Annotated in this window: 16 protein-coding genes, 1 tRNA gene and 1 pseudogene; 9 read left to right on the top strand and 9 right to left on the bottom strand. The window is 53.5% G+C overall.

Annotation, left to right across the window (positions count from 1 at the left end):
• Nucleotides 1-61: 61 nt before the first annotated feature.
• The 3 genes and pseudogenes from ACI2J2_RS13880 to orn form a co-directional block, all read right to left on the bottom strand.
• Nucleotides 62-142, bottom strand: a pseudogene (locus tag ACI2J2_RS13880) (ESPR-type extended signal peptide-containing protein); the annotation flags it as partial.
• Between the two features lie 584 nt (nt 143-726).
• Nucleotides 727-802, bottom strand: a tRNA-Gly gene (locus ACI2J2_RS13875).
• Between the two features lie 201 nt (nt 803-1003).
• Nucleotides 1004-1549, bottom strand: a complete 546-nt coding sequence (gene orn / locus ACI2J2_RS13870; protein ID WP_061807516.1) for an oligoribonuclease — start codon at nt 1547-1549, stop codon at nt 1004-1006.
• 183 nt (nt 1550-1732) lie between these two features.
• Between orn and rsgA the strand changes: the two genes are divergently transcribed.
• From rsgA to mscM, 3 genes are all read left to right on the top strand, one after another.
• Complete coding sequence (gene rsgA / locus ACI2J2_RS13865) at nt 1733-2782, top strand: small ribosomal subunit biogenesis GTPase RsgA (RefSeq protein WP_209634275.1); 1050 nt, start codon at nt 1733-1735, stop codon at nt 2780-2782.
• Nucleotides 2783-2858: 76 nt separating this feature from the next.
• Entirely contained in the window at nt 2859-3755 is an 897-nt protein-coding gene (gene asd, locus ACI2J2_RS13860) for an archaetidylserine decarboxylase (protein ID WP_209634273.1), read from the top strand.
• Nucleotides 3756-3768: 13 nt separating this feature from the next.
• Nucleotides 3769-7116, top strand: a complete 3348-nt coding sequence (mscM, locus tag ACI2J2_RS13855) for a miniconductance mechanosensitive channel MscM (RefSeq protein ID WP_209634271.1) — start codon at nt 3769-3771, stop codon at nt 7114-7116.
• 187 nt (nt 7117-7303) lie between these two features.
• Here mscM and epmA read toward each other — a convergent pair whose 3' ends face one another.
• Nucleotides 7304-8281 carry an elongation factor P--(R)-beta-lysine ligase gene (epmA, locus tag ACI2J2_RS13850; RefSeq protein WP_209634269.1) on the bottom strand — a complete coding sequence of 326 codons (978 nt, stop codon included), beginning with the start codon at nt 8279-8281 and terminating at the stop codon, nt 7304-7306.
• A gap of 385 nt (nt 8282-8666) precedes the next feature.
• Here epmA and frdA point away from each other — a divergent pair, with 385 nt between their 5' ends.
• The 5 genes from frdA (at nt 8667) to blc (ending at nt 12591) form a co-directional block, all read left to right on the top strand.
• Nucleotides 8667-10463 (top strand): fumarate reductase (quinol) flavoprotein subunit, encoded by a 1797-nt coding sequence (gene frdA, locus ACI2J2_RS13845; protein ID WP_209634267.1) that lies wholly within the window; start codon nt 8667-8669, stop codon nt 10461-10463.
• Entirely contained in the window at nt 10456-11190 is a 735-nt protein-coding gene (locus ACI2J2_RS13840) for a succinate dehydrogenase/fumarate reductase iron-sulfur subunit (protein ID WP_265556256.1), read from the top strand. Before frdA ends, ACI2J2_RS13840 begins: the two co-directional genes overlap by 8 nt.
• Before the next feature lie 15 nt (nt 11191-11205).
• Nucleotides 11206-11598, top strand: coding sequence for a fumarate reductase subunit FrdC (frdC, locus tag ACI2J2_RS13835; protein ID WP_209634263.1), 393 nt, complete (start codon nt 11206-11208; stop codon nt 11596-11598).
• 12 nt (nt 11599-11610) lie between these two features.
• Nucleotides 11611-11970, top strand: a complete 360-nt coding sequence (frdD, locus tag ACI2J2_RS13830; RefSeq protein ID WP_404760301.1) for a fumarate reductase subunit FrdD — start codon at nt 11611-11613, stop codon at nt 11968-11970.
• An 87-nt stretch (nt 11971-12057) separates the two neighbouring features.
• Nucleotides 12058-12591 (top strand): outer membrane lipoprotein Blc, encoded by a 534-nt coding sequence (blc, locus tag ACI2J2_RS13825; protein WP_209634261.1) that lies wholly within the window; start codon nt 12058-12060, stop codon nt 12589-12591.
• Here blc and sugE read toward each other — a convergent pair.
• The 4 genes from sugE to efp all read right to left on the bottom strand — a co-directional run bounded on the left by sugE (nt 12585) and on the right by efp (nt 14121).
• Nucleotides 12585-12902: a quaternary ammonium compound efflux SMR transporter SugE gene (gene sugE / locus ACI2J2_RS13820; RefSeq protein WP_037425920.1), complete on the bottom strand. Its 318-nt coding sequence runs from the start codon at nt 12900-12902 to the stop codon at nt 12585-12587. The genes blc and sugE overlap by 7 nt on opposite strands.
• A 195-nt stretch (nt 12903-13097) precedes the next feature.
• Nucleotides 13098-13229, bottom strand: a complete 132-nt coding sequence (locus tag ACI2J2_RS13815; RefSeq protein WP_044553925.1) for an entericidin A/B family lipoprotein — start codon at nt 13227-13229, stop codon at nt 13098-13100.
• 122 nt (nt 13230-13351) lie between these two features.
• Nucleotides 13352-13480 carry an entericidin A/B family lipoprotein gene (locus tag ACI2J2_RS13810; protein WP_232103375.1) on the bottom strand — a complete coding sequence of 43 codons (129 nt, stop codon included), beginning with the start codon at nt 13478-13480 and terminating at the stop codon, nt 13352-13354.
• Nucleotides 13481-13554: 74 nt separating this feature from the next.
• On the bottom strand, nt 13555-14121 hold the full coding sequence (gene efp, locus ACI2J2_RS13805) for an elongation factor P (RefSeq protein ID WP_209634259.1): 567 nt from the start codon (nt 14119-14121) through the stop codon (nt 13555-13557).
• A gap of 42 nt (nt 14122-14163) precedes the next feature.
• On the opposite strand from efp, the gene epmB reads away from it, so the two are divergent.
• Nucleotides 14164-15192 carry an EF-P beta-lysylation protein EpmB gene (gene epmB / locus ACI2J2_RS13800; protein WP_209634257.1) on the top strand — a complete coding sequence of 343 codons (1029 nt, stop codon included), beginning with the start codon at nt 14164-14166 and terminating at the stop codon, nt 15190-15192.
• 78 nt (nt 15193-15270) lie between these two features.
• On the opposite strand, the gene ACI2J2_RS13795 is transcribed toward epmB, so the two are convergent.
• A complete protein-coding gene (locus ACI2J2_RS13795) occupies nt 15271-15615 on the bottom strand; it encodes a DUF4156 domain-containing protein (RefSeq protein ID WP_037425914.1) in 345 nt (114 codons plus the stop codon).
• Nucleotides 15616-15848: the final 233 nt, after the last annotated feature.

Here is a 15848-nt window from a genome sequence, read left to right as displayed (position 1 = left end):
GGAAAGGAGCCCGTTTATAGGGCCGATGTAAAGCAGGTGTAACCCCCGCAGTTACGTTTTTGCTAAGTCCTGAAGTCAATTCAGATACGGCTTGATATACCCGCAAAGCTGAATTAAATACGATACGAAATACGTGATTCATTATAATTTGCTCCAGCCTTTATGGCCGCTGGCAGCAATTCAAAAACAATATACTTGCTGCACATCGGGCCAAAAAGTCGTCCGACAAAATCCATTTCATGACGCTCCGTGTGCCTGGCGCCTACGAAGCCTGGGTTGGGCATGCAATCCCCTGGTACATTGGCGGAGGCCCGGCAATATCTACGTGCACATATTTACCGATACCCTATTGCCTGCATTATTCGCACTAAAAATAACACACGGCATTTAACTTAAAGAAATTAAAGTTTCCAAAAAAATGAAAATTCAGAAAAACCTTTAACACATTGAATATAAATAATAAAAATTATTTATATATTGTAATTTTAGTATATTAATTTCTTATTAATTGGGCCTAAATGAGAAAGCACACCCCATTCTGTCGAAACAGAGATCGGGTGAGTATGACGTTGAAGCAGGGGGGCTTTGGGGAATACAAATATTGGGAGCAAGGAGTGACCCACTTGCATTGACCAGGAAAACGCGTGGTCAGAAAATACAAAAACGAAAAAAGGGGCAAAAGCCCCTTTCTTCGTCATCTGCAGAATGCTCTGCAGCGTATAATTTTGGAGCGGGAAACGAGACTCGAACTCGCGACCCCGACCTTGGCAAGGTCGTGCTCTACCAACTGAGCTATTCCCGCCCGGCGTATCGATGTCGGAACTAAACGAAATTCTTCATCGGTACGGGGTGCGCATTATACGAGAAATCCTTTTGGCCGCAAGCCCCTAAAAGCAAAAAAACACGATTTTTGTTTGATTGCTGATTAAATCGGCTGATTGAACAATTAAGCGGCGCAGCCGAGCACTTTTGGAATACGGCCCTGTCGAGGGCCCCACATCCATTACAACTGAATGAAATGCTCACGGTAATAGGCCAACTCGCCCACCGACTCACGGATGTCATCCATTGCCTGATGCGTCCCCTGCTTTTTAAAACCGCTCAGGATTTCCGGCTTCCAACGACGAGCCAACTCTTTTAGCGTACTGACATCCAGATAGCGGTAATGGAAGTAGGCTTCCAGCTCTGGCATATAACGGAACAGGAAGCGACGGTCCTGACCAACACTGTTGCCACAAATCGGTGATTTACCGGCAGGAACCCACTGCTGCAAAAAGGCAATGGTCGCCAGTTCAGCGGCATGGTCGTCGAACTGGCTGGCCTTCACACGCTCCACCAGCCCACTGCCGGTATGCGTGCGCACGTTCCAGTCATCCATAAGCCCCAGTTGTTCATCTGATTGATGTACGGCGATTACCGGGCCTTCTGCAAGGATGTTCAAATTGGCGTCAGTGACCAATGTGGCGATCTCGATAATGCGATCGCGTTCAGGATCCAACCCAGTCATTTCCAGATCGATCCAAATCAGGTTATTTTCGTTTCCTGTCATGATATTTCCTGCGTAAAAGCCAAAAGATAAACAAACTGTGGACAAGGCGGCGACCGACGCTGGCTGTTTGCTGGCAGAGGTACGCTGCGCGTGGCGGCTAACAACGGTTATTTAATATAAAATAGCGTGTATCATAGTCTTTTTGGTCGCCATGAGCGATAAAGCGGATTCAAGTGAGGCGCAGTGAGCAAGAACAAACTGTCCAAAGGTCAAGAACGCCGCGTGCAGGCGAACCATCAACGTCGCCTGAAGCGCACCGATAACAAACCGGAACTGGATGATTCCCAACTGGGCGAGCCGCAGGACGGCATCGTAATCAGCCGTTTTGGCATGCATGCTGACGTTGAAGCAGCGGACGGTACCCAGCATCGCTGTAATATCCGCCGTACGTTGCGTTCACTGGTCACCGGCGATCGTGTGGTATGGCGTCCCGGTGTTGGCACCCATGAAGGGGTCAAAGGGATTGTCGAGGCGGTATACGAACGCACCTCGGTACTGACACGCCCAGACTTCTATGACGGCGTGAAGCCGATCGCCGCTAATATCAACCAAATCGTTATTGTTTCGGCGATCTTACCCGAACTTTCGCTAAACATCATCGACCGTTACCTGGTCGCCTGTGAAACGCTGGAAGTTGAGCCACTGATCGTCCTGAACAAGATTGATCTGTTAGACGCCGAAGCGCGTAAACGGGTCGACGGTATGATGGATACCTATCGCAAGATTGGCTATCGGGTATTAGAAGTCTCCAGCCAGACGCGCGAAGGCATGGAAGCGTTTGAACAAGCGCTGGTTGGGCGCATCAGCATCTTTGCGGGCCAGTCAGGGGTCGGCAAGTCCAGCCTGCTGAACGCTCTGCTTCCTGCGTCCAAAGAGCAAATTCTGGTAAATCAGGTTTCCGATGTCTCTGGCCTCGGGCAACATACCACTACCGCTGCACGGCTGTATCATTTCCAGCACGGCGGCGACGTGATTGACTCCCCAGGGGTGCGCGAGTTTGGCTTGTGGCACCTGGAACCGGAACAAATCACCCAAGGTTTTGTCGAATTCCGTAATTATTTAGGCGGTTGCAAATTCCGTGATTGCCGCCACGATACCGATCCAGGCTGCGCGATCCGTGCCGCAATGGAGAAAGGCGACATCGCGAAAGAACGTTTTGACAACTACCACCGTATTCTGGAAAGCATGGCGCAAGTGAAGGTTCGCAAGAACTTTACTGATGCCGCAGACTGATCATACCGGGCGGCGTTGACTGTGGCGAAGCCACAGTTACAATGCGCGCCCTTTTACCCCGATTTACGAGGTTAACGTGCTGGATAGCATCAAAATTAAATTGCAGTATTGGTTGCCAAAGCTGGCACTGACCCGCCTGGCTGGCTGGGGTGCGGATAAAAACGCGGGCTGGCTAACCCAGCTTGTACTGAAGGCGTTCGCCCGCTATTACCGCGTGGACATGCAGGAAGCAAAAAATCCTGACCTGGCTTCTTATGCCACTTTTAACGATTTCTTTGTGCGACCGCTGCGTGACGGTGCGCGTCCGATCATCGACGACGCCCACTGGTTGGCGCTGCCTGCCGATGGTGCGATAAGCCAGCTCGGCCCGATCAACGACGATCAAATTTTCCAGGCTAAAGGCCATTACTACAGTCTGGAAGCGCTGCTTGCCGGCAACTATATGCTGGCGGAGCCATTCCGCAACGGCTTGTTTGCCACCACTTACCTGGCCCCGCGTGATTATCACCGCGTACATATGCCTTGCGCTGGCGTATTGCGCGAAATGATTTACGTGCCGGGCGACCTGTTTTCCGTCAACCCACTCACCGCCGCCAACGTGCCGAACCTGTTCGCACGCAACGAGCGTGTCATCTGCGTATTTGATACCGCCATCGGGCCAATGGTGCAGATTCTGGTCGGTGCCACTATCGTTGGCAGTATCGAAACTGTGTGGGCTGGTACGGTAACGCCACCACGCGAAGGCGTGATCAAGCGCTGGACCTATCCGGAAGAGGGTGCAGAAGGTGCCATCGCCTTGGAAAAAGGCGAAGAAATGGGCCGTTTCAAGCTCGGCTCTACCGTCATCAACCTGTTTACACCAGGCAGCGTAGCGTTTGCTCCGCAGCTCAATAACGGCACCGTGACCCGCATGGGTGAAGCCTACGCAGAAATACCAGCCGCGCCTGTCGCCGCTGAATCACCACAGATCTAAAGGAATTGACGCTGTGCGCCTGATTATCACGCTATTGCTCGGTTGTTTACTGTCTCAACCGGTGCTGGCCGCTACGGTGCCCACTGAAGCTCAGATTAAACAAGAGCTAAAGCAGGCCGAGGGCAACAAAAGCGCGCCTAATCAGGCGGAAACGACAGAGGCACTCCAAAGCGCCCTCAATTGGTTGTCAGAGCGGAAAGAGTCGTTAACGCGCGTTGAACAGTACCAACGCGTAATTGACGACTTCCCCAAGATGACGCAGGAACTGCGCCGTCAGTTAACGCTGGAAAACAGTAAAATCCTGCCAAACGGCGATAATCTGCCGGCCAGCGATCTGGAGCAGCAAATACTGCAGACCAGCAGCCTGCTGCTGGAACAGGCACGCCTGCTTCAACAAGAACAGGACCGTACGCGAGAGATCAGCGACTCTCTGGGCCAATTGCCACAGCAGCAGACCGATGCACGCCGTGCGTTGACGGAAGTACAGCGCCGCCTGCAGGCTCAACCCGCCAATCCAACCACGCCGCATGCGCAAGCAGCGCTGGCGTTATTGCAGGCAGAGGCCGCGGCGCGCAAAGCAAAGGTGGACGAGCTCGAGCTGGCGCAACTGTCCGCCAACAACCGTCAAGAGCTGGCGCGAATGCGCGCAGAAGTCTACAAAAAGCGCCATGAGAAGATTGACGTTCAACTGCAGGCGTTACGCAATAACCTCAACGCACAGCGGCAACGTGAAGCCGAGCTGGCGCTGGAAAAGACAGAGCAACTCGCCGAACAAAATGGCGATCTGCCAAAAAGCGTCAGTCAGCAGTTACAGATTAACCGCGAGCTTTCTGCCGCGTTGAATAATCAGGCCCAGCGTATGGACCTGATCTCATCCCAACAACGCCGGGCCGCCGCCCAAACGCTGCAGGTGCGTCAGGCACTAAGCACCATTATCGAACAGGCGCAATGGCTCGGCTCCTCGTCGGCGCTCGGCGAAACCCTGCGCGCTCAGGTGGCAACGCTACCGGAAATGCCCAAGCCACAGCAGCTCGATGGCGATATGGCCCAACTGCGCGTGCAACGGCTGCAGTTTGAAAGCCAGTTAGAGAAGCTGCCTCAGCGAGAATTCAAACGTGACGACGGCAGTGAACTGACCAGCGCGGAACGACGCATTGTCGACGCCCAATTGCGTACCCAACGTGAACTCCTGAATTCACTGCTTTCTGGCTGCGACACTCAAATCCTCGAACTGACCAAGCTTAAAGTAGCAAATACCCAGTTGATCGAGGCGCTGAACGAAATCAAGGACGCCACGCACCGCTATCTGTTCTGGGTCCCGGATGTTAATCCGATCACCCTGTCCTACCCGATTAACGTGGCGCACGATCTTACGCTCTTGCTGTCGCTGGATACGTTATCGCAGCTGGGCGGCGCCTTTATGATGATGGTAACCAGCCGCGAAACACTGATCCCCATCTTTGGCGCTCTGCTGCTGGTCATTTTCAGCATCAGTTCCCGTAAGCACTACCACGACTTCCTGGCTCGGGCCAGCAGCCGAGTTGGTAAGGTCACCCAAGACGAATTTTTCCTGACCGTACGCACCGTATTCTGGTCAATTCTGGTTGCACTGCCGCTACCTGTACTCTGGGCAGCACTCGGGTTTGGCCTGCAAAGCGCCTGGAATTATCCGGTCGCAGAAGCGATCGGCAAAGGGGTGACGGCCACACTGCCAATCCTCTGGGTATGTATGATTTGCGCCGCGTTTGCCCACCCGCAAGGGCTATTCATCGTGCATTTCCGCTGGCCGGCGAAGCAAGTTTCACGCGCCATGCGCTACTACAAAATGTCGATCTGGCTGATCGTGCCGCTGATCATGGCCCTGATCACCTTCGACAGCCTGAAAGAACGCGAATTTGCCAATACCCTTGGCCGGCTGTGCTTTATCCTGCTGTGTTTAGCGCTGGCTATCGTCACCAACAGCCTGAAACGTGCCGGCATTCCGCTGTATCTGGACAAGAAAGGCTCCGGTGAGAACATCATCAACACCGCACTCTGGGGGCTGCTGTTGTCAGCACCGGTGTTGGCGGCGCTCGCCTCCGCCGTCGGGTACCTGACCACGTCGCAGGCGCTGCTGGCACGATTGGAAACCTCCGTCGCAATCTGGTTCTTCCTGCTAGTGATCTACCATATTATTCGCCGGTGGATGCTTATCCAGCGCCGCCGTATCGCCTTCGACCGCGCCAAGCAGCGCCGTGCCGATATCCTGGCCCAGCGTGCGCGTGGTGAAGAGGAAACCTCACACGCCCCCAACAGCACCGAAGGTTCGATGGATCTGGATGACTCGGAGATCGATCTGGACACCATCAGTGCCCAATCCCTGCGGTTGGTGCGTTCGATCCTGACAATGATCGCGCTGGTGTCAGTGATCGTCCTGTGGTCAGAAATCCATTCCGCCTTTAGCTTCCTGGAAAACATCACCCTGTGGAACGTCAGCTCGACGGTCAATGGGGTGGATACCGCGCATCCAATCACCCTTGGTGCGGTATTGATCGCCATTCTGGTGCTGATCGTCACCATGCAACTGGTGCGTAACCTGCCAGCGCTGTTGGAACTGGCAGTGCTTCAACACCTGGATCTGGCACCGGGCACTGGCTATGCCATCACCACCATCACCAAGTATCTGCTGTTGCTGTTCGGCGCATTGCTCAGCTTTGCCTGGATCGGCATCGAGTGGTCGAAACTGCAATGGGTAGTGACTGCGCTCAGCGTGGGGTTGGGCTTTGGTATGCAGGAGATCTTCTCTAACTTTATCTCCGGCCTGATCATTTTGTTCGAGAAACCGATCCGCATCGGCGATACCGTGACGATCCGCAATCTGACCGGCAGCGTGACCAAGATTAACACCCGTGCCACGACAATTTCGGATTGGGATCGCAAAGAGATCATCGTGCCTAACAAGGCATTCATCACTGAACAGTTTATCAACTGGTCGCTGTCGGACAACCTGACCCGTGTGGTACTGACCGTGCCGGCACCTGCGGATGCCAACAGTGAAGAAGTGACCAAGATCCTGACCAACGCCGCAGAGCGCTGCTCACTGGTGCTGGATAACCCGGCGCCTGAAGTCTATCTGGTCGATCTACAGCAAGGCATCCAGATCTTTGAACTGCGTATCTATGCCGCAGAAATGGGCCACCGCATGCCGCTGCGTCACGAGATCCATCAGTTGATCCTGTCCGGTTACCGCGAGCATGGCATTACGCTGCCATACCCGCCGTTCCAGGTGCGCAGCGAAACGCTATCCCGCTTGACCAGCAACGGTCGCACGCCGCCTTCCACGCCGGCGCCTAACACCAAACGCGAATCGGGCAGTTTGTAACCTCAGCATGCAAAAAGGGTTCGGCGTGCAATGCAACACCGAACCCTTTTATCACCACAATATACCCTATGGATTTCACGTTGCGGCCAGCTCGCCGATCCCCAGACACTGACTTACTTCAGTAAGCCAGTGGGGTGAGCGACAAATCTGTCTGAACGCTGCGGCGTGAAAGACGACAGAGATACGCTTACGCGCGCCCAACCGGGAAGGCCAACACGTCGCTCAGGCTTTCTGCCCCCAGCGCTAGCATCACCAGCCGGTCAACCCCCAGGGCCACACCAGAACATTCCGGCATGCCATGCTGCAAAGCGTCCAATAAATTGTTATCAATCGGATGCTGCGGCAAACCGCGTTCCGCACGCTTGCGATTGTCCTGATCAAAACGCTGACGTTGTTCACGGCTGTCGGTCAGTTCACGGAAACCATTCGCCAGCTCAATCCCTTTGAAATAGACCTCGAAACGTTCCGCCACCCGGTGATCTTCAGTACTGATTTCCGCCAACGATGCCTGGCTGGCCGGGAAATGATAAACGAATGCCGGTTTATCACGGCCGATGTGCGGTTCCACACCCACGGTGAACAACAGTTGCAGCAGCGTGTCGCGATCTTCTTCAGTATCGGCGATGTTGCTCAGATCGAGCTTGGCTGCCGCTTCACGCAGTTGCACTTTCTCCGCCGACAACGGATCGATATCCAGATGGCGCAAGAAAGCCTGCTGATACGACAGCGTCTCCGCGCTGTCGCAATCCAATACCTGCTGCAACAGATCGTCCACTTCATTCATCAGCCGGTACATGTCGTAATGCGGACGGTACCACTCCAGCATGGTGAATTCCGGGTTGTGGTGCCGGCCCGCTTCTTCATTACGGAAACTGCGCCCCATCTGATAGATCGGTCCGCTGCCTGCCGCCAACAACCGTTTCATGTGGTATTCCGGGCTGGTCATCATGTACAGCGTCAGGCCATCCGCGGCACCGGGTCCGACAAAGCGAGTCTGGAACGGGAACAGGTGGATATCGGTGACCGTCGCCTGGCTCATGGTTGGCGTTTCAACTTCTAATACGCCACGATCGGCGAAGAAACGCCGGATCTCAGTCAGGATCGCTGCGCGTTTCAACAAATTGGCGATGGGTGCACTTGGCTGCCAGCTTGCCGTTTCGCTCATGGTAATTACTCCGAAATCAAACAGGGGATGCAGTCTACTCGTATCCAGGCATGCAAACAAATTCTTAACAGCCCGGCGCCTTTAATGGCGGTATTTCCTAATAAATAATTAGCAGAAAGGTTAATAAAAGGTGAATAAACGTTAAATACCCCTTGCAGGCAATTATCCTTCCGGCTTCGAGTTAAAAGGCAAAACAATCGATCACATCAAATTTCTTCTACTTATCTTTAGGTATAGTTAATTCCACATTATTGGTGGGAGATATCTATCCTTAGTCTTTATGCAACGACAATGAACTCAATTAGTTAGCACCCGAAGAATTTTTATAAATATTAAGCATAGATATTTAATTTGCCGTTCTTAACAAGAATATTGGAGGAATGCAGTGCAAACCTTTAACGCCGATCTTGCCATTATTGGGGCCGGGGGTGCTGGTTTACGTGCAGCAATAGCCGCAGCGGAAGCCAATCCCCAACTGAAAATCGCGCTGATCTCTAAAGTTTACCCGATGCGCAGCCATACCGTGGCCGCCGAAGGGGGCTCCGCCGCCGTTACTCAGGATCACGATACCTTTGACTACCACTTTAACGACACCGTTGCCGGTGGCGACTGGTTGTGTGAACAGGACGTAGTCGACCATTTCGTTCACAACTGCCCACGTGAAATGATCCAACTTGAACAGTGGGGTTGCCCGTGGAGCCGCAAACCAGACGGTTCAGTCAACGTGCGTCGCTTCGGCGGCATGAAGATTGAACGTACCTGGTTCGCCGCCGACAAAACCGGCTTCCATATGCTGCATACCCTGTTCCAGACGTCACTCAAATACCCGCAAATCCAGCGTTTTGACGAGCACTTTGTGCTGGATATTCTGGTGGATGACGGTCAGGCCCGTGGTTTGATAGCGATGAACATGATGGAAGGCACCCGCGTGCAGATCCGTGCCAATGCGGTGATCATGGCTACCGGCGGTGCTGGACGCGTATACCGCTACAACACCAACGGCGGCATCGTTACCGGTGATGGCATGGGTATGGCGTTCCATCACGGCATACCGCTGCGCGATATGGAATTCGTCCAATATCACCCGACCGGTTTGCCAGGCTCCGGCATTCTGATGACTGAAGGTTGCCGTGGTGAAGGCGGCATTCTGGTGAACAAAGACGGCTATCGCTATCTGCAAGACTACGGCATGGGGCCAGAAACCCCGCTGGGCGAACCGAAGAATAAATACATGGAACTGGGCCCGCGCGACAAAGTTTCTCAGGCCTTCTGGCACGAATGGCGTGCCGGCCGCACCATCCCGACACCTCGTGGTGACGTGGTCTATCTCGACCTGCGCCATTTGGGGGAAAAGAAACTGCTCGAACGCCTGCCGTTTATTTGTGAACTGGCCAAAGCCTATGTCGGCGTGGATCCGGTGAAAGACCCCATTCCGGTTCGTCCGACCGCGCACTACACCATGGGGGGTATTGAGACCGACCAAAACTGTGAGACACGCATCAAGGGGCTGTTTGCCGTTGGCGAATGTTCGTCTGTCGGTCTGCACGGCGCCAACCGACTGGGTTCCAACTCACTGGCAGAATTAGTGGTGTTTGGCCGAGTCGCCGGTGAGCACGCCGCACGTCGGGCATTGGAAAGCGGCCCGGCCAACGGCAGTGCTCTGGATGCACAGGGCCGCGACGTCGAGACCCGTCTGAGCAACCTGATGAAACAGGAAGGTAACGAGAACTGGGCCAAAATTCGCGACGAAATGGGCATGTCGATGGAAGAAGGCTGCGGCATTTACCGCACGCCAGAGTTGATGCAAAAGACTGTCGATAAGCTGGCTGAGCTGAAAGAACGTTTCAAACGCGTAAAAATCACCGACAGTTCCAGCGTGTTCAATACCGATTTGCTGTACACCATCGAGCTGGGTTACGGGCTGGACGTCGCAGAATGCATGGCACACTCTGCCCTGAACCGCAAAGAGTCCCGCGGTGCTCACCAGCGCCTGGATGAAGGCTGTACCGAACGTGACGACGTGAATTTCCTGAAGCATACCTTAGCGTTCCATAACCCGAACGGCGCACCACGCCTGGAATACAGCGACGTGAAGATCACCAAACTGCCACCGGCCAAACGCGTGTACGGTGCTGAAGCCGAAGCACAGGATAAAAAGGATAAGGAGCAGGCAAATGGCTGAGATGAAGACCCTGAAAATCGAGGTCATGCGCTATAACCCTGAACGCGATGCCGAACCGCATTTCGAAACCTTTGCAGTCCCTTATGACGAACAAACCTCGCTGCTCGATGCGCTGGGCTATATCAAGGATAACCTGGCGCCCGACCTGTCCTACCGCTGGTCATGCCGCATGGCGATTTGCGGTTCGTGCGGCATGATGGTCAACCGGGTTCCGAAATTGGCCTGTAAAACCTTCCTGCGCGAATACACCGACGGTATGAAAGTAGAGGCCTTGGGTAACTTCCCGATTGAACGTGATTTGGTGGTCGATATGACTCACTTTATCGAAAGTCTGGAAGCCATTAAGCCTTATATCATCGGCAATAACCGCAAACCGGAAGATGGCCCTAACGTACAAACCCCTGCGCAGATGGCCAAGTATCACCAGTTCTCTGGCTGCATCAACTGCGGTTTGTGTTACGCCGCTTGTCCGCAATTCGGCCTGAACCCAGAGTTTATTGGCCCTGCGGCGATTACTCTGGCGCATCGCTATAACCTGGATAACCGCGACCACGGCCAGAAACAGCGCATGGCGCAGCTCAACGGCCAGAACGGCGTATGGAGCTGTACCTTTGTTGGCTATTGTTCTGAAGTCTGTCCGAAGCACGTTGATCCAGCCGCTGCGATTCAGCAAGGCAAGGTAGAAAGCGCCAAAGACTTCATGATCGCCATGCTGAAGCCGCAATAAGGGAGATAAACAGCAATGACTACACAACGTAAGCCCTATGTGCGCACCATGACGCCGACCTGGTGGCAAAAACTCGGCTTTTACCGTTTCTATATGCTGCGTGAAGGGACTTCAGTACCGGCAGTCTGGTTCAGTATCGTGCTGATCTACGGCGTTTTTGCACTGAAAGGTGGAGCGGATAGTTGGGCAGGTTTCGTCGGTTTCCTGCAAAACCCACTGGTGCTGCTGATTAACATCATCGCCCTGCTGGCCGCACTGCTGCATACCAAAACCTGGTTCGACTTGGCACCGAAAGCCGCCAATATCGTGGTCAACAGCGAGAAAATGGGGCCTGGGCCTATCGTCAAAGCGCTATGGGCAGTAACGCTGCTCGCCAGCGTGGTCATCCTGGCCGTGGCCTTGCTGTAATCCGGAGGAAACATGATAAATCAATCACCTAAACGCTCAGACGAACCGGTTTTCTGGGGATTATTCGGCGCTGGCGGCATGTGGGGGGCGATCATCGCGCCCGCTATCGTACTGCTGGTCGGCATTCTGCTGCCGCTGGGGTGGTTCCCCGGCGATGCATTAGGCTATGACCGCGTGCTGGCTTTCTGTCAAAGCCTGATCGGCCGCTTGTTCCTGCTGCTGATGATCATCCTGCCACTGTGGTGCGGTCTGCATCGTATCCATCATGCGATGCACGATTTGAAAATCCACGTGCCGGCAGGTAAATGGGTGTTCTATGGCCTGGCAGCTATCCTCAGCGTCGTCACCGTTATCGGCGTAGTAACGCTATAAAACACCGCTGGCGGCCAACGCTTATTGGCCGCCAGCTTTGCCTTTCGGCTACACTGTTTATTCACATCAGGTAAACAGGAGTAACCCATGCGTCTTCGGTCAAAGCTATGCACGATTATTCCCGCCTTCCTTTCCGCCGCGTGCAGCGTTTCCCCTCCGCAGGATATCAAAGTAGTGAATGATTTCGACAGCCAACGCTACCTCGGTACCTGGTATGAAATCGCTCGCTTTGATCACCGTTTTGAACGGGGCCTCGAGCAGGTTACCGCCAGTTACAGCCCTCGCGAAGACGGTGGCCTAAAAGTGGTTAATCGGGGTTTTAATTCGCAAAAACAACAATGGCAGGAAAGCACGGGCAAGGCCTATTTTACGGGTTCACCGCAGGTTGCCGCACTTAAGGTGTCCTTTTTTGGGCCTTTCTACGGTGGATATAACGTGATTGAGCTGGATGCGAATTACCGCTACGCCCTGGTATGCGGCCCAAACCGGGGGTATTTGTGGATACTGTCGCGCACGCCGACACTGGACACCGCCACGCGCGACAGATTAGTACAAACCGCGAAAAACAACGGCTTTGATACGGATAAGCTAATCTGGGTGAAACAACAGCAACATCAGTGACTGCTGAACTTCAACCCAAGTATGCCGACAACGATCAGGCACAGGCTGATAATGCGCGCGATATTGGTCGACTCACCCAGCAATACCATCCCCATAATTGCTGCCCCTACAGCGCCGATGCCCGTCCAGACGGCATAAGCGGTGCCCGCAGGTAGCGTTTTCATCGCGTTCGCCAACAGCACCATACTGACCACCATGGCGACAACGGTAATGATGCTCGGCGTCAGGCGGGTAAACCCATGGGTGTATTTCAGGCCGATAGCCCACACAACTTCAAGTAAACCCGCGATAAGTAAAATAATCCAAGCCATGAGACGGCCTCCATAAGTGGGGTCGTCCCCGAACAATGACACGTAAACGGGTCGTCCCGTTCAGTTTGATGATGAATTGCGGGCAAGAAGAGCCGCCAGAGGCAGGATATCAGGCCCGTAAACGGGCAGGCAAGCAGGTTTGACGATGCGGTGGTATTCCACCGTGGGAAATACCACCGGGATCAGGAATGCGTGCTATTGCGCACTACGCTGGATGGCCTTACCGCCAGCCTGAATATCTTCGCCCACACCTTGAGTGGTATTGCATGCGGTCAATGAGGTCAAAATCATCAAAGAGAAAATCGCGATAATACTTTTCTTCAGCATAGGGAAGTCCTTATTTATCAGTGATGAAAAAATACGACTTTCTAAGCTTAGTAAATATTAGCGGGCGTTGCTGTTTAAAATGGTTTTATTTTGCACTATGACATTAGTGCATTTTATGTGTATTAGCTGGCCGTGCGCGAAATAGCGCCGCCGAGGTGCTGGACGTCCTCACCGAAGCCACGGAAAGTATTACAACCGCTAAGGGACATCAGTAACAACAGGGAGACAACGGCTAACAGAGTTTTCTTCATTATTCAGATTCTGCCAACAATATGCGGGAAGGGATAAAACAAAGGAGCCAAGTTTGGCTCCTTTGTGTTGAAACTTATTTAACGCGTGAAACGTATTCGCCAGAGCGAGTGTCAACGCGGACAACTTCGCCAATCTGTACGAACAGGGGAACCTTAACCACAGCGCCAGTGCTCAGGGTAGCAGGCTTGCCGCCGGTACCCGCAGTGTCGCCTTTCAGGCCTGGATCGGTATCAACGATTTCAGCTTCGATGAAGTTCGGCGGCTGAACCGCGATAGGACGACCGTCCCACAGGGTAACGATACATTCTGCGTTATCTTGCAGCCATTTTGCCGCATCAGATACAGTTTTTTCTTCAACACCGTGTTGCTCGAAAGTCTCAGGGTGCATGAAGTGGTAGAACTCACCGTCGTTGTACAGGTAGTTCATGTTGGTATCTACAACGTCTGCGCCTTCGCAAGAGTCAGTAGATTTGAAGGTTTTTTCAACGCGGCTGCCGGTCAGCAGACGACGCATCTTAACGCGTGCAAACGCCTGGCCTTTGCCCGGCTTGACGAACTCACTGGATTCGATGGCGTAAGGTTCACCCTCGAACATGATTTTAAGACCCGGACGGAAATCGTTGCTAGAATAAGTCGCCATGATGGCCCTCTGAATATTTAAACTGGTAGCTTAGCCAAAAAAATGGCACACATTATAACCCAAAGTACGGCATATAGAGAAGATTGGTTGCATCAACTCGCCGATGTTATTACCGATCCCGATGAATTACTGCAGCTTTTATCACTGAATACGCATCCAGAGCTGCCGCAGGGCCGCGAAGCCCGGCGCCTGTTCGCACTGCGCGTACCACGCGCCTTCGCCGCACGCATGCGTTCCGGCGATCCCGATGACCCGTTACTGCGCCAGGTTCTGACTGCCAGCGAAGAGTTCATCAATGCGCCTGGCTTCACAAACGACCCGCTGGATGAACAACGTAGTGTGGTGCCAGGCCTGCTGCATAAATACCGTAATCGTGCTTTGCTGTTGGTTAAAGGCGGCTGTGCGGTCAACTGCCGTTACTGCTTCCGCCGCCATTTCCCGTATCAGGACAACCAGGGCAACAAGGCCAACTGGCGTCAGGCGCTGGATTATATCCGCCAACACCCAGAACTGGATGAGATTATTTTCTCCGGTGGGGACCCGTTGATGGCGAAAGACCATGAGTTGGACTGGTTGATCGGTGAACTAGAAGCCATTACGCACCTGAAACGGCTGCGTATTCATACCCGCTTACCCGTCGTTATCCCTGCGCGCATTACGCCTGAGCTGTGTCAGCGGCTTTCAGTATCACGCCTACAGGTGTTGATGGTCACGCATATCAACCACGCCAATGAAATTGACCGCGAACTGCAAGCCAGCATGGCACAGCTGCGCCTGGCCGGTGTCACGTTGCTGAATCAAAGCGTGCTGCTGCGTGGTATTAATGATAATGCTGACACGCTGGCGGCACTGAGTAACGCGCTATTTGATGCAGGTATTCTACCGTACTACATCCACGTACTGGATAAGGTACAGGGAGCCGCGCACTTTATGGTCAGTGATGACGAGGCACGCGCAATCATGCAGTCTCTGCTGAGCAAAGTTTCCGGCTATATGGTGCCACGCCTCACCCGTGAAGTCGGTGGTAAGCCAAGCAAAACCCCTCTCGACCTGCACCTGATGCAAGACTGACGATGGCGGTTTATCGAGACAAAAAGAGGCATGCCTGAGCATGCCTCTTTTTTATGCCATCTTGTAAATCGTATTATGTTACGGGCACTTATAAACCTGGCCAACCATTTTGCTGTCTAATGGGGCAAAGCTTGACAGTAAGTTCTGGCTTGGGCTGGTTGCACCATAAATGACATTGCCACCCATTGCCGCCGCTTTATTACGCAGATCGTTTGCCGCACCGCGCATGGAACTACCTTCACCGCCATTACCTGACAACCAGTTGCTCTGAGTGCCGGTCACTTCGCCCACCAGCTGGCATTCTGCTGCCGGTTTGGTGTCGGTGAATTTAACCTGTTGGCCTGCAGCGGACAGTTCATTGGTGCTGCTGCAACCTGCCAGCAGTACCGCTGCCGAAAGACCCAGTAAGGCTTTAATCCGCATCTTGTTCCCCATCTATATTGAGAATTTCGCAAAAGCTTATCAGAAAGCGTTGCCATCTCTTAAGCATCCGTTGCCACTGGTGCTGGCCAACGTCTTGAGCGACAGCTGATGAAAGATCAGTTTACCAGCTAAATCAGTCCGGTCTGCAAAAATATCATCAAAAGCCGTACGACAAAGCACGCAAAAAAAACCCCGACCAATTGGCCGGGGCTTTTGCACACGCTAACGTGGGG

The organism is Serratia sp. NPDC087055 (genome assembly GCF_044900985.1).
Classification (GTDB): domain Bacteria; phylum Pseudomonadota; class Gammaproteobacteria; order Enterobacterales; family Enterobacteriaceae; genus Serratia.
This window is presented reverse-complemented; position numbering and strand designations above follow the sequence as displayed.